This window comes from Actinomadura hibisca NBRC 15177 (assembly GCF_001552635.1).
GTDB lineage: Bacteria > Actinomycetota > Actinomycetes > Streptosporangiales > Streptosporangiaceae > Spirillospora > Spirillospora hibisca.
On sequence record NZ_BCRO01000089.1, the window covers coordinates 1 to 14186 of the forward strand.

Sequence of the window (14186 nt, forward strand, 5' to 3'; positions counted from 1 at the left end):
CCGAAGGGCTTCGCCCTGCTGTGCTGGATTCAAGAGGCAAGGGGCTCTGCCCCCTGCACCCCCGTCCCCGGTGGCCGGGGTTGGTGGGATGGTGCGGGGCGCGGGGTTGCGGTTGGCGGTCACGCGCGGGGCGCGGGGCCGGGGTAGTTGCGCGGAGCGCGGGCTTGGCGCGGAGCGTGCCCTTAGCGCGGAGCGTGGCTTTAACGCGAAGCGCAGAGCTTTAACGCGAAGCGCAGAGCCTTGGCGCGAAGCGCAGAGCCTTAACGCAGAGCGCAGAGCTTTAGCGCAGAGCGTGGGGCCTGGGCGCGGGACCAAGGCCAAGACCAGGACCGGGACCGGGTAGCTGTTAGACCATGAAGTCGGGCCCATCAGCACCCGGCACCCAGCACACAGCAGCCCCGCCTACGCCCGTGCCTTGAACGCTCTCAGTGACAGTGGCGCGAACACCAGTGTGATCCCCACGCCCCACGCCAGCGAGATCCACGCGTGTTCCAGTACCGGGCCGCCTACCAGCAGGCCCCGCATCGCCTCCACCAGGTGCGTCACCGGGCTGTTGTCCATCACCCACGCCACCGGGCCCGGGATGCCCTGCGTCGACTTGATGAACGCCGTGCTCAGGAAGCTCAGCGGGAAGATGACCACGAAGCCGAAGATCTGCACCTTCTCGGGTTCGTTCACCTTCATCGCGATGTAGACCGACGTCCACGAGAACAGGACCGCGAACGTCAGCAGCAGGAGGAACGCCGCGATCAGGGCCAGCGGGCTCGTCTCCACCCGGAAGCCGATCAGGTAGCCCACCACCAGCAGGATCGTCATCGACCACGCCTGCTTGGCGGTGTCGGCGATGATCCGGCCGAGCAGGGGCGCGCTGCGGGCGATCGGCAGGCTCCGGAAGCGGTCGAAGACGCCCTTGGTGATGTCGGTGTTCAGGCCGAAGCCCGTGCTCATGCCCGCGAACAGGGCGTTCTGCGCGATGATGCCCGGGATCACGATCGGCAGGTAGCGCTCCACGCTGCCCTCCATCGCGGGGCCGAACACGTACGCGAACAGCAGCACGAACATGATGGGCTGGATCGACAGGTCCAGCAGTTCCATCGGGTTGTGCTTGATCTGCACCAGGTTCCGCCACGACAGGGTGCCGATGTGGCGGGCCGCGGTGGCGGGGGAGACGCGTTTGGTCAGGGGCGGGGTCAGGGCCGTGGTCGTCATGCCGAGGCTCCTTCCTTGGCTTCGTCGGCGAGTTCGCCGGCTTCGGCGTCGAGGTCTTCGGTGTGGTGGCCGGTCAGCGCGAAGAAGACCTCGTCCAGGCTCGACTTGCGCAGCGACAGGGCGCCGACCGTGACGCCCGCCTCGTCCAGGCGGCGGACGGCGGCCGGCATCAGGGCCGGGTCGGCGATCGGCACCGACACCAGGCCCTCGCGGACCTCGGGGGTCGCCCCGGCGAGGTCGCCCACGATGCGCGCCACCGACGCCGTGTCGGCGGCGTCCACCGGGGTCACCTCCAGCACCTGGTCGCCGACCTGGGCCTTCAGCTGGTCGGAGGTGCCCTGCGCGATCACCTGGCCGCGGTCGATGACGACGATGTCGTCGGCGAGCTGGTCGGCCTCCTCCAGGTACTGGGTGGTGAGCATGACGGTGACGCCGTCGCCGGTCAGGCCGCGCACGATGTCCCACAGGCCGTTGCGGCTGCGCGGGTCCAGGCCGGTGGTCGGCTCGTCCAGGAACAGGATCTGCGGGCGGCCGACCAGGCTGGCGGCGAGGTCGAGGCGGCGGCGCATGCCGCCGGAGTAGGTCTTGGCGGCGCGCTCGGCGGCCTCGGCGAGGTCGAAGCGGTCGAGCAGGGCGGCCGCGCGGCTGCGCGACTCGCGGCGCGACAGGCCCAGCAGGCGGCCGATGAGGATGAGGTTCTCGGTGCCGGTGAGCATCTCGTCGACGCCGGCGTACTGGCCGGTCAGGCCGATGAGCTGGCGCACCTGGTGGGCCTGCTTCACGACGTCGTGGCCGTTGATGGTGGCGTGGCCCTCGGTCGGCTCGATGAGCGTGGCGAGGATCCGGGTCGCGGTCGTCTTGCCCGCGCCGTTGGGGCCGAGGACGCCGAGGACCGTGCCCGGACGTGCGGTGAGCGAGACGCCGGCCAATGCCCGTGTGTCGCCGAACCGCTTCACCAGGCCCTCGGCCTGGATGGCGTAAGTCATGTGATCTCCCTGAGACTCCGGTATCGGACACTCCACCGGATTGACGCGACGGCATGTCAACGTAGGCAGTGCCCGGCGGAGAACGCATCCTGTTTTTGAAGGGTGCTGGCAATGTGCTGAAGACCGTTCCCAATCTCGCACGCGGGTCTGACAAAATGCGTCGCCCGTTATCTGTGCAGGTCAGCGCGGCGGTGAATTTTCTTCGCATTTTTGCCGGGCGGCGGATGCGGGGCTTGCCGGAGGCGGTCCGCCGCCCGCGCCGCCTGGGGATCTAGACTCCTGGTGTGACGTCGGTGCGGCGCACCCAGGAGACCGACGGCGGGACGCCGCGCCCGCCGCGCTTGCGGCCGCCCGCACACCGGGTCTCGCCGCGCGCCGTCGCGCACTGGATCATCGAGTACGGGCTGGTCTGGGGGCTGGGCTTCGGGCTCGCCTGGGGCGTGGCGGCCTGGGTCGAGGGCGCGGACTGGTCGGCGGTTCCCGGGTGGCTGTCCGAGCGGGTCTGGTGGTTGCCGATCCTGGTGGGCGCCGAGGGGCTGCTGATGGTCACCGTCGCCCCGGTGTGGCGCTACCGCGTGCACCGGTGGGAGGTCAGCGCCGACGTCGTCTACACCCGTACCGGCTGGTTCAGCCGCGAGTGGCTGCTGGTCCCGGTCGGCCGCATCCAGACCGTCGACACCCGGCAGGGCCTCATCGAACGCATGCTGGGGCTGGCCAGCATCGAGATCAACACCGCCTCGCACGCCGGCTCCTCCAGGGTCGAGGGGCTGCCCGTCGACGTCGCCACCCGGCTGGCCGAGCGGCTCGCGCACCGGGCCCACGACCTGCGGGACGACGCGACGTGACCGACGGGGCGGCGCGGGCCCGGCGGCTGCACCCGCTCACCTTCGTGGTCGGCGCCACCCGCGAGCTGATCGCCCTGCTGGCCGCCGGCGCGACCGGCCTGGTGGTGGGCGGGCTGTCCACCGCCTTCTATTTCACGCTGGTCGGGCTGGCGTTCGGATTCCTGTTCCACGTGACGACGTGGGCGACCTTCACCTACACGTTGTACCCGGACCGGATCGAACTGCGGCGCTCACTTATCGGACGTTCGGTAAAGACAATTCCGCTGGACCGTATTCGGGGCGTGGATATCAACGCGACTTTCCCGCACCGCCTGCTGGGCCTCGCGATCGTCCACATCGACGCCGGGGCCGACGGCGGCGAGGGGGAGCTGAACGCCGTCTCCCGGCAGGAGGCCGAGCGGCTCCGGAAGGTGCTGCTGACCCGGTCGGCCGCCGCGCCCCCCGCCGGGACGCCGCCGCCCCGCCGCACGCTCGCCCGGATGCGGCCGCGCTGGTACCTGTACGCGCCGCTGAGCGGCGCCTACCTGCTGACACCGTTCGCCCTGGCAGGCAGCGCCCTCGGCACCCTCTACAACCTCAGCGACGACCTGGGGCTGGTCACCCGCGAGCGCCTGGCCGATGTCGGCCACGAGGTCGTGGGGCTGCCGACGCTCGGGGTGATCGTGCTGGTCGTCCTGTTCGTGCTCGCCATGCCGGTCATGTCGGTGATCGTGTTCGCCGTCGTCAACTGGGACTTCACCGTGCTGGCCCGGGACGGCTCGGTCGTCGCCGAGCGCGGGCGGCTCTCCCGGCGCAGCGTCTCGCTGGAGCGCCGCCGCATCCGCGGCGTCGAGCTGGCCGACAACCCCTTCGAGCGCGTGGCCGGCGTCGTGCGCCTCACCGCGCTGGTCACCGGCCTCGGCGACGCCGCCCACCGGGGACGGCTCCTGCCCGCCGCGCCGCGCGGGTTCGCCGACTCGCTCGCCGTCTCCGTCCTGGGCCCGCTGCCCAGCGCGCTCATCCCGCATCCCAAGGCGGCGCGGGGACGTCGGGTGCTGCGCGCCGTCGGCCCGCCGCTGGGCGTCGCCCTGATCGCGCTGCTGGCCGGGCAGCCCTGGGTCGTCTACGGGTGCCTGGTGCTGGCGGTGCTCGCCGTGCCGCTGGGCCTGGACCGCTACCGGCAGCTCGGGCACGCCACCGACGCCGAGCGGCTGACCGTGCGGTCGGGGTCGTTGCGCCGCCACCAGGTCGTCGTCGAGCACGGCGCGGTCATCGGCTGGCGGGTCCGGCGGACGCTCTTCCAGCGGCGGCTGGGCCTGGCCACGCTCATCGTCGCGGTCGGCGCGGGGGAGGGCGCCTATCCCGCCATCGACATGGCCGAGCGGGACGCGGTGGCGCTGGCGGCGCGGATCACGCCCGAGTGGGTGCTGCCCTTCGTCGAGGGCCGCGAGGAGGGCTGACCCGCCGCCCTGCTCGCGCGGGCGGCGGGTCCGGGCCGGCTAGTCCGGGCGGCGGGCGCCGAACATGATCTCGTCCCAGGACGGCACCGAGGCGCGCTTGCCCTTGGCCTTGCGGCGGCCCCGGGCGGCACGCTGCGCCGCAGCGGCGGCGGCGGGCGTGCTGTCGGCCGCGGCGGCGGCCGCCGGCTTCTCCTGCTGCGCGGACTGCGCGGCCGGCATCGACGGGCGGGCCGTGCTCTTCTTCTTGGCCGGGGGACGCGTGTTCTCCCGGTGCGGCGGGCGCTGCGGCGGCGGGCCCGGCTTGGGCGCCTCCTTCGCGGCGGGACGCTCGGGCTGCTGCTGAGGCTGCTCGGGCTCGTCCGGCTGGTCGGGCTCCTCTGGACGCTCCGCGTCCTCGGGCTGCTCGGCCTCGGCCGTCTCGGTGGCCTCGTCCTCCGCCTTCTCCGCGGCGGGCTCCTCCGGCTCCTCGACCGCTTCGGGCTGCTCCGGCTCGGCTTCGGCCTCGACGGGCTCGGGCTCGGCGGCCGCGGCCGTCTCCTGCTCCTCGGGCGCGGCGGGGCGCTCCTGCTCGTGCGCGGCTTCCGGCTCGGCGGGCTCCTCGGCCTCGACGGCGGCGGGCTCCGGCTCCGGGCGCGGAGCGTCGGCCTTCGCGGCGGGCTCGGGCTTGGGCTCGGGGGCCTTGACCGGCTCCTCCGCCTCTTCCTCGTGCCGCTCGGGCGCGTACTCGGCCAGGCGCGGCGGCTCGACCGGACGCGGCTGCTCCGCCGGACGCGAGGGCTCCGGGGAAGGCGAGGGCTCCGACGAACGCGGGGACTCGACCGGGCGCGGCTGCTCGACCGGACGCGACGGCTCCGACGGACGCGAGGGCTCCACCGGGCGCGACGGCTCAGCCGGGCGCGAAGACTCCGGCGAGCGCCGGGACTCCATCGAGCGTGGCTGCTCGGCCGGGCGCGAAGACTCCACCGAGCGCGGGGACTCCACCGCGCGCGGCGGCTCGGCCGCGCGCGGTGCTTCCACGGAACGCGGCGCCTCGACCGGGCGCGGCGGCTCCGCCGGCGGCAGCGCCGACGCCGGGGCCGGCGGCGGCACCTCGCGGCCGCTGAACGCCGGGCGCGGGTCCACCATCCGCCCGCGCTCCACGATGTAGCCGTTCTGCAGCTCGTCCGGATGCTCGCTCTCGCTCGGGATGCCGCGCGCGGGCGCCAGGTCGCGGGGCGGCGGGGACGGCTCGCTCGGCACGACCTTCATCGCGGGGCGGCGCGGCACCAGCGGCGTGACGGTGTCCGACAGCGCCTCCTCGTCCCACTCCACCGCGGTCAGCCGCGCGGCGACCTCGTCCAGCGGGGACACCATGCGGCGGCGCGGGTCGAAGACCCACTCGGCGGCGTGCGGGCGGCCGCCCTCGAAGAACGACAGCCGGACCCGCCAGGTGCTGTTCTCGCACTTCCAGGAGTCCCACTCGACCTCTTCCAGGTCGATGCCGCCGCGGCCCAGGCGCTCCTCGACGGTCTCGCCGAGCGGCGGGCCGGGCGCGTTCTCGCCGGGGCGGCGGACCGCCACGCGCTGCGCCTGCTGGGCCATGTACTCGCGCTCCTGCAGGACCGGTCCCTCGAACCAGCGGACGCGCTCGACCGGGATGCCCGCCGACTCGGCGATCTCCTCCGCCGTCTCGCCGGACCGGATGCGAGCCTGGATCTCCTTGGGGCGCAAGGGACTCTCCACTTCGATCTCGAACTGGCCGAGGCGGGAGAAGTGCCCACGGACCGCGGCGCGCAGCCGGTCGTCGACGGGCAGCGTGAACCGGGTGCCTCGGCCCGCGGTGGCCAGGACGAGGTACGTACCGTCCTCGCTGACCGCGACGAGGCGCAGCTCCTGCATGCGTGTCCTTCCTGCCCTGTCCTGACGGCACGGAGGGCGCCGGGCCTCCGCCCGGTCACGAGCCCGCTCGCGCCGTCCGGTCGCCCGGTTCCCACCGAGGGCGCATGCGTGCCCTTCCCCCGGGTTCCCGAGTCTCTCTTTCGGACACACCTGCTGCCAGCACCGTACCCGGCATGTCCGAACATCGCCGCTCTCGAAGCCCTCTCCACGTGCTGGAAGAGGGCACCTGACCAAGCTTGCCCGTGCCGAGGTCCGGCGGGAGGCGCCCTACCCGATTCTTGTGCATCCTTTTCCACACTGTGCCTGACGGGCCCCCGCCGCTCCAGTGTTTTCGGGTTGTCATCCTCACGCCGGGGTACTGGAACACCTTCGCCGCCCCGTTAGTTCCGGTTGTGGGGGTAATTATGGTCGAACCGAATAGGGGGATTCGTCGATGCAGCGCAAGCTGCCCGATCTGAGCACGACCCAACTGATCGCCAGCGGCCTGGCCACGCTCGCCGCCGCCGTGGGCGCGTCCTTCCTGGGGGTGTACGGGACGATCCTCGGGGCCGCGTTCATGAGCGTGGTGTCCACGGCGGGGGCCGCGGTCGCCAAGCACTACCTGGACCAGGGCAAGGAGCAGATCAAGGAGCGCACGCATCTCCAGGCGGCGCTGCACGGGCGCGAGACGGCGCACGCCGCCGCCGGGCGCGCCACCAGCGCCGACCCGACCCGGACCGTCGCCTGGCCCGCCGAGGCGGCCGCCGGAGGCGATCCCAACGCCACCCGCATGGACCCCGGCGCCACCCGCCTGGACCTGCCGGTCGGCGGCGACCCGAACGCCACCCGGCTGGACGGCGGCGGGCCCGCCGAGGCCGTGGCCGGGGAGGTGGCGTCCGGGGCCGACGACGGGGCCGTCCGGCGCGCGGCGTGGCAGGCGGCGCTGGCCGCGACCCTGGTGTGGGCGCGGCAGCGCTGGAAGGTGCTGGCGGTGTCGTCGCTGGTGATCTTCGGGGTGGTGATGGGCGGCATCACCGTCGCCGAGAAGATCACCAACAAGCCGGCCTCGGGCTGGGTCGGCGTCACCCAGGGCACCGGCACCACCTGGAACAACCTCGGCCGCTCGCAGGGCGACACGACCGACCGGGACCCGGCGCCGTCGAAGAGCCCCGACGGCACGCCCTCCGAGGACGGCGACGCCCCGGCCCCCGGCCGCTCGTCCGAGCCGACCGGCGAGCCCTCGCGGCAGCCGACCGGCACGCCCTCGACCCCTTCCACCGGGGAGCCGAGCACGCGGCCCAGCGACCGGCCGACCACGCCGCCCACGAGCGCGCCGGTCACTCCGCCCAAGACGCCCGACGGCGGGCAGCCCCGCCCCGACGACGGGCAGGACGACCAGGAGGGCGGTGCGGGCGCGGGCGCGGACACGCAGAGCCGCCAGAACGTCCGGCCGTCCTGACGATCCCCGTGTGACGAGGCCCCCGCCGATCCGGCGGGGGCCTCGTCGCGTCTGGACGCCGGGCCGTCCCTGGCGGAAAGGTGGCGCTGTCGGGATCGGGCGGATATGGCAGAGGACGGTATGGCGAGGATCGATGTGGCGAAGCGCACGTGGACGGGCGTGGCGCTGGGGGCGATCCTGCTCGGTCTCCTGGGCCCCGCCGGGTTGTGGCTGATGGGAACGCTCCAGCAGCACGCCGACGACGCGACCCAGCGGATGTGCGCGCGGAACCCCGAGGCCGCCGAGTGGACCAAGGGCTACCCCTACGCCGTGGTCATCGTGGTGCTGGCCGTGCTGGTGGCGGCGGTCGTCGTCGCGGTGGTGTGCCTGGCGTTGCCGCAGGTCCCGGCATGGGCCAAGGTCGTGCTCGGGCTGCTGTTGTGCGTGAACGTGCTGGCGGGGTTCTTCGGCGGGGTGGAGGCCATCGACTACCACGACTATCCCGGCGCCGACATCTCGACGACGAACGGCAGCCCCTGCGGCGCGGGATGAACGGCGAACGCCGCCGCCCCTCGCGGGAACGGCGGCGTTCGGCGGTGCCGGTGTCGGCTCAGGCGCCGAAGACCTGCCGCGTGTACGGGTTGGCGAAGCGGCGCTCGGGGTCCAGTTCGTCGCGCAGTGCCCGGAAGTCGCCGAAGCGCGGGTAGACCGTCTCCAGGTAGGCGGCGTCGCGGGTGTGCATCTTCCCCCAGTGCGGCCGCCCGCCGATCGAGGTCATCAGGTCCTCCACGCCCCGGAAGTACTCCTCGTGCGGGTCGCGGTGGTAGACGTGCACCGCGATGAACGCCGAGCGGCGGCCGTACGCCATCGACAACCAGGCGTCCTCCTCCGGCAGCAGCCGCACCTCGATGGGGAAGCTGATCCGCCAGTCCCGCTTCTCGAACAGCGCGCGCAGGTCCCGCAGCGCGGGCACGAGCTGCTCGCGCGGGATCGCGTACTCCTGCTCCTTGAAGCGCACCGTGCGCGGGCTGGTGAACACCTTGTAGGAGGTGTCGCTGTAGGTGCGCGCGCCCAGGGCCTTGGCCGAGATGCCGTTGACGAACGGCGCCGCGCCCGGGACGCGGTGGGTGAGCTTGTTGATCCCGCCGAACAGGGTGTTGGACAGGAACTCGTCGTCCAGCCAGCCCTTGAACTTCGACAGCGGTTGCGCCGGGCCCGCCACGCGGTTGTTGCGCTTGGTCAGGCAACCCTCGGTGTGCGGGAACCAGTAGAACTCGAAGTGCTCGTTGGCCGCGTCGAACTCGTCCACCCGCGCCAGCACCTCGTCCCACTTCATCGGCGCCTCCTGGGCGCGCAGCAGGAAGGACGGGACGGTCTTCCAGGTGATCGCGGTCACGACGCCGAGCGCGCCGAGGCCCGCGCGGGCGGCGTCGAACAGCTCGGGGCGCTCGTCCGGCGAGCAGGTGACCACGCTGCCGTCGGCCAGCACCAGTTCCAGCGCCGCGACCTGGGAGGCGAGCCCGGCGGCGTCGCGGCCGGTGCCGTGGGTGGCGGTCTGGAGGGCCCCGGCGACGGTCTGCTCCTGGATGTCGCCCATGTTGGCCAGCGCCAGGCCGTGCTCGTCCAGCAGCTTGTTCATCCGGTGCAGCGGCAGCCCCGCCTCGACGGTGACCAGGCCCGAGGCGGTGTCCACCGAGCGGACGGCCGTGAGCCCGGTGGGCCGCAGCAGCAGATCCTCGGCGATGGCCGCGCCGGTGAAGGAGTGACCGGTGCCGGTCATCCGGACGGTCAGCCCGTCGGCGGCGGCCGTGCGGACGGCCTCGGCCACCTCGGCCGTGGAGCGCGGAACCTGGACGCGACGTGGCGTGACCTGCTGGTTTCCAGCCCAGTTCTGCCACTTTTCAGTGCTCACGGGGGACATGCGGTGACTCTATCCGGCAATCGTTCGTGAGGAAAGTTCACGTTTACTTACGGGTACCGAGCACGCCCAGCAGCGCCGCCACCGCCGCCGCCGTCAGCGGCACCAGGAACGCCGCCCCCGACCCGAACGCGTCCACCAGCCGCCCCGACAACGACGCCCCCAGCGCCACCCCGACCCCGACGGAGGTGGAGACCAGCGCCAGCCCCTCGGTGAGCTGCCGGGGCGGCACCCGCTGCTCGACCAGGCTGTAGCCGGGGATGACCGACGGCGAGATCGCCAGGCCGGAGAAGAACACCACGAACATCATCAGCCACAGGTCCCCCACCAGCACCGGCGGCACCAGCGCCACCGGCAGCACCAGCAGGCCGACCCGGAAGCGGTGGGCGAGTGGAGCGCTCCAGCGCCGCGCCCCGTACCAGAGCGCCGCCGAGCCGCTGCCCAGGGCGTAGCAGCCCAGCAGCACCCCGGCCAGCGCCTTGTGCCCGGTCTCCTCGGCGAAGGCGACGCCGCTGACGTCGATCGCGCCGAACACCACGCCCAGCATCAGGAACACCGGCGTCAGCACCCGCACCGCCCGGTTGCGCAGCACGCTGCCGGTCCGCACCCCCGGCTCGCGCGGGCGCGGGGGAGGTTCGGTGCCGCGCTGGGCGGCCAGCGCCAGGCAGCCGGTCAGCGTGCACGCCGCCGACGCCACCAGGCCCGCCGCCGGGTGCACGCCGGTGGACAGCGCGGTGACGACCATGGGACCGGTGACGAAGATGCTCTCGTCCACCACGCTCTCGAACGCGAACGCCGAATGGAGCCGCGCCGGGGTCTCGCGCAGCGCGTAGGACCAGCGCGCCCGCACCCACGCGCCGAGCGACACCTGCGTCAGCCCGGCCAGCACCGCGGCCGGAAAGAACGTCCAGCTCGGCAGGTCCAGTTGCACGCAGGTGATCAGGGCCGCGATGCTCGCGGAGTTGGCCAGCACCACCGGCACCAGCACCCGCCGCTGCCCGTACCGGTCGGCGAACCGGGCGCTCAGCGGCGACCCGGCCGCGTAGGACAGCGACAGCGTCGCCGCCACCGCCCCGGCGATACCGTACGATCCGGTGACCGCGGACACCAGGAGGACCACGCCGATGCCCGTCATGGCCATCGACAGGCGCCCGACGAACCCCGCGGCGACGAAGAGCCGGGCCCCGGGAACCGACAACAACTCCCGGTACGGACTGGGCACCGGCGTCTCCTTCACCCGGCCCCCGGGGGCGGGCGACCGGCGGTCCCCGGTCCGCGGACCTCGACGTCAAAACATGATCACGTTACCTGGGCGAATCACCTGCGAAGCCGTGTAACGCCCGTAGCGACACTCGTTGGGAATGGTTGTGGCTCCTTCTTCTCCACCGCGCACCGGCCGGCAGCCGGACGTGCCGCCCTCCTCCGGCGTCCCCGGGAAGAAGAAGCCCCCGCCCGACAAGTCGGCTAAATCCGCCAGGGGTGGACGTCGCCGGGGCCTGCCGGTCCTGGCCGCCGGGATCGCCGTGCTGGCGGCGGGCACCCTGGGCGGCGGCGTCTACACCGCCCTCACCAGCGAGAAGCGGTCCGGCGAGGAGACCGTCACCCCGCAGGCGGGCGCGCCCACGACCGGCCCCGGCGGTCCGGTGACCAATCTCACCGACGGCGGCGGCCTCGCGCCGCTGAAGCGCGTCGTCCCGCCGGACGTCCTGGCCGTCTCGGGCGGCAGGCCGATCACCGCCGCGCAGATCGCGAAGATCCGCAAGCTGGGCAAGGTGCGCGACGTGATCGCGGTGTCGGGCGGCGCGGTGCAGTTGCAGGGCCGCTCGATCAACACCTTCGCGGTGGACCCCTCCGCCTTCCGCTCCTGGACCCCGCCGGGCACCGCCAAGAAGACCGAGCTGTGGTCGGCGCTGGCGGGCGGCCAGTTCGTGGCCTCCAGCACCGCCGCCGAGCAGCTCCAGCTCGCCCGCGGCCTCCGGTACCCGGTGGTCGGCCGCACGATGCCCACGCTGGTGATGGGCGGCTCGGGCGCGCTCGGCCTGCCCGGCATCGACCTGCTGGTCGGCCGCAAGGCCGGGGCCGACATCGGCCTGGTGCCGAACGTGGCGGTCCTGGTGAACGCGCCCGGCGTCGACCCCGCCAAGCTCGTCCGGGCCGTCAAGAAGGTCCTGAGCGGCGGCAACGTCGTCAACCTGCACGAGGGCAAGTACCAGACGCCCGCCGACGGCGGCGGCCGTCCCGGCAGCTACCTCGACCTCTACAAACAGGCCGCCACCTCCTGCCCCGGCCTGTCCTGGACGGTCCTGGCGGCGATCGGGCAGGTCGAGAGCGACCACAACCGCAACCCCGGCCGCTCCAGCGCGGGCGCGCTCGGCCCGATGCAGTTCATGCCCGCGACGTGGAAGGCGTACGGGGTGGACGGCGACGGGGACGGCAAGGCCGACATCATGAACCCCTACGACGCCATCCCCGGCGCGGCCAAGTACCTGTGCGCCAACGGCGCCGGGCGCGGCGGCAAGCAGCTCTACCGCGCGGTCTGGCACTACAACCACGCCGACTGGTATGTGCAGAAGGTGCTCGCGCTGGCTAGGGCATACGCGGCCCGCTACACCTGAGCGACGCCGTGGACGGCGACGCGGCGGGGTGACACGGCCCACTGGAGACCGCCTGGTTGGATGGAAGCATGACGTCCTACGACGCGCTGCTCCTGCTGTCCTTCGGGGGGCCCGAGGGGCCCGAGGACGTGATCCCGTTCCTGGAGAACGTGACGCGCGGCCGCAACATCCCTCGGGAGCGCCTCGCCGAGGTCGGCGAGCACTACTACCTGTTCGGCGGGGTCAGCCCCATCAACCAGCAGTGCCGCGACCTCAAGGCGGCCATCGAAGCGGATTTCGCCGCGCACGGCGTGGACCTGCCGGTCTACTGGGGGAACCGCAACTGGGACCCCTACCTGGCCGACACCGTCCGCCAGATGACCGCCGACGGCGTCCGCCGCGCCGCCGCGTTCGTGACCTCCGCCTACAGCGGCTACTCCACCGCCCGCCAGTACCTGGAGGACATCGCGCGCGCACGCGAGGAGGTCCCCGGCGCTCCCGAGATCGACAAGCTTCCGGTGTACTACGACCGGCCCGGTTTCGTGGAGCCGTTCGTGGAGGCCACCCGCGCCGCGCTGGACCGCCTCCCGGACGACGTCCGCGACGCCGCGCACATCGCGTTCAGCGCCCACAGCGTCCCGCTGGACCAGCCCGGCCGCGAGCAGTACACCGCCGAACTCGAAGAGATCTCCGCGAAGGTCGCCGGACGCGCCGCGCCCGAGCAGCGCTGGGAGCTGGTCTACCAGAGCCGCAGCGGCCCGCCCAGCCAGCCCTGGCTGGAGCCCGACATCGGCGACCACCTGCGGAAACTGCACGCCGAGGGCGTGCCCGCCGTGGTGAACGTGCCGGTCGGGTTCGTGTCGGACCACATGGAGGTCATGTACGACCTCGACACCGAGGCCGCGAACCTGGCCGCCGAACTCGGCATGACGTTCGAGCGCGCCGCCACCCCCAGTACCCACCCGCGCTTCGTGGCGATGGTCCGCGAACTGCTCGCCGAGGCGCAGGACACGGCAGAGGACAAGGCGCGGGAGCGGACCCGAGTGGAGGAGACCCGATGAGCTTGCCCGAGCAGCTCCGCGACCTGGCCGTCGCCACCGCCCGCGAGGCGGGCCGCATGCTGGTCGACAAGCGGCCGGTCACGGGACCGGAGGTCGTGCAGACCAAGTCCAGCCCCACCGACGTGGTCACCCAGATGGACCGCGCCGCCGAGGCGCTGATCATCGAGCGGATCCGGGCGGTCCGGCCCGGCGACGCCTTCCTCGGCGAGGAGGGCGGCGTTCAGGAGGGCGGCGACGCCACCGGTGACGGCGCGGTGCGGTGGGTGATCGACCCCATCGACGGCACCGTCAACTACCTGTACGACCTGCCCGACTGGGCCGTCAGCATCGCCGCCGAGGTGGACGGCGTCACGGTGGCCGGGGCGATCGACATGCCGCGCCGCGGCGAGACCTACACCGCCGTGCGCGGCGGCGGTGCGCTGCTGCACACCGCCGCGGGCACGCGAGAGCTGCGCGTCAACGCGGAGGTGCCGCTGGAGCGGGCGCTGGTCGCCACCGGGTTCGGGTACTTCACTGAACGGCGCGCTCACCAGGCGCAGGTGCTGACCCACGTGCTGCCAGCCGTGCGCGACATCCGGCGCGGTGGCTCGTGCTGCGTGGACCTGTGCTCGCTGGCGGCGGGCCGGGTGGACGCCTACTACGAGCGCGGCGTGCAGGCGTGGGACGTGGCGGCCGGAGCGCTGATCGTCCAGGAGGCGGGCGGCCGCGTCGAGGGGCTGGACGGCGCGCCGGTCAGCCCGGAGCTGGCGATCGCCGCCGGGCCCGGCGTCTTCGCGGCCCTGCACGACCTGCTGGCCCCGCTGGACCCCGCCCACGACTGACCGGTCGTGGTCCGGGAA

12 protein-coding genes are annotated in these 14186 nt (G+C 73.2%); 7 read left to right on the top strand and 5 right to left on the bottom strand.

All coding sequences use genetic code 11. The features are described from left to right. Nucleotides 1-402 precede the first annotated feature (402 nt). Nucleotides 403-1209, bottom strand: a complete 807-nt coding sequence (locus tag AH6_RS33825) for an ABC transporter permease (RefSeq protein ID WP_067488377.1) — start codon at nucleotides 1207-1209, stop codon at nucleotides 403-405. Beyond that, nucleotides 1206-2195, bottom strand: a complete 990-nt coding sequence (locus AH6_RS33830) for an ATP-binding cassette domain-containing protein (protein ID WP_067488379.1) — start codon at nucleotides 2193-2195, stop codon at nucleotides 1206-1208. Before AH6_RS33830 ends, AH6_RS33825 begins: the two co-directional genes overlap by 4 nt. 284 nt (nucleotides 2196-2479) lie before the next feature. On the opposite strand from AH6_RS33830, the gene AH6_RS33835 reads away from it, so the two are divergent. Both AH6_RS33835 and AH6_RS33840 read left to right on the top strand, forming a co-directional pair. After that, nucleotides 2480-3040 (top strand): PH domain-containing protein, encoded by a 561-nt coding sequence (locus AH6_RS33835; protein ID WP_067488381.1) that lies wholly within the window; start codon nucleotides 2480-2482, stop codon nucleotides 3038-3040. Next, nucleotides 3037-4479, top strand: coding sequence for a PH domain-containing protein (locus tag AH6_RS33840; RefSeq protein ID WP_083983749.1), 1443 nt, complete (start codon nucleotides 3037-3039; stop codon nucleotides 4477-4479). Before AH6_RS33835 ends, AH6_RS33840 begins: the two co-directional genes overlap by 4 nt. 39 nt (nucleotides 4480-4518) lie before the next feature. Here AH6_RS33840 and sepH read toward each other — a convergent pair whose 3' ends face one another. Beyond that, the gene (gene sepH, locus AH6_RS46830) at nucleotides 4519-6357 is read right to left on the bottom strand and encodes a septation protein SepH (RefSeq protein ID WP_067488383.1); all 1839 of its coding nucleotides are present in this window, start codon (nucleotides 6355-6357) and stop codon (nucleotides 4519-4521) included. A gap of 433 nt (nucleotides 6358-6790) precedes the next feature. Here sepH and AH6_RS33850 point away from each other — a divergent pair, with 433 nt between their 5' ends. Together AH6_RS33850 and AH6_RS33855 are read left to right on the top strand one after the other, a co-directional pair. After that, nucleotides 6791-7795, top strand: coding sequence for a hypothetical protein (locus AH6_RS33850; RefSeq protein WP_067488385.1), 1005 nt, complete (start codon nucleotides 6791-6793; stop codon nucleotides 7793-7795). Nucleotides 7796-7915: 120 nt separating this feature from the next. Beyond that, nucleotides 7916-8326: a hypothetical protein gene (locus AH6_RS33855; protein ID WP_157431892.1), complete on the top strand. Its 411-nt coding sequence runs from the start codon at nucleotides 7916-7918 to the stop codon at nucleotides 8324-8326. Between the two features lie 58 nt (nucleotides 8327-8384). Here AH6_RS33855 and AH6_RS33860 read toward each other — a convergent pair whose 3' ends face one another. Together AH6_RS33860 and AH6_RS33865 are read right to left on the bottom strand one after the other, a co-directional pair. Continuing rightward, entirely contained in the window at nucleotides 8385-9695 is a 1311-nt protein-coding gene (locus tag AH6_RS33860) for a D-arabinono-1,4-lactone oxidase (RefSeq protein ID WP_067488389.1), read from the bottom strand. Nucleotides 9696-9738: 43 nt separating this feature from the next. After that, nucleotides 9739-10914 (bottom strand): MFS transporter, encoded by a 1176-nt coding sequence (locus AH6_RS33865; protein WP_067488391.1) that lies wholly within the window; start codon nucleotides 10912-10914, stop codon nucleotides 9739-9741. Nucleotides 10915-11053: 139 nt separating this feature from the next. On the opposite strand from AH6_RS33865, the gene AH6_RS33870 reads away from it, so the two are divergent. From AH6_RS33870 to AH6_RS33880, 3 genes are all read left to right on the top strand, one after another. After that, nucleotides 11054-12307 carry a lytic transglycosylase domain-containing protein gene (locus AH6_RS33870; protein ID WP_067488392.1) on the top strand — a complete coding sequence of 418 codons (1254 nt, stop codon included), beginning with the start codon at nucleotides 11054-11056 and terminating at the stop codon, nucleotides 12305-12307. A gap of 68 nt (nucleotides 12308-12375) precedes the next feature. Then, complete coding sequence (locus AH6_RS33875) at nucleotides 12376-13347, top strand: ferrochelatase (RefSeq protein WP_067488394.1); 972 nt, start codon at nucleotides 12376-12378, stop codon at nucleotides 13345-13347. Continuing rightward, nucleotides 13344-14168: an inositol monophosphatase family protein gene (locus tag AH6_RS33880; RefSeq protein WP_067488396.1), complete on the top strand. Its 825-nt coding sequence runs from the start codon at nucleotides 13344-13346 to the stop codon at nucleotides 14166-14168. The genes AH6_RS33875 and AH6_RS33880 overlap by 4 nt, the downstream gene beginning before the upstream one ends. Nucleotides 14169-14186 lie beyond the last annotated feature (18 nt).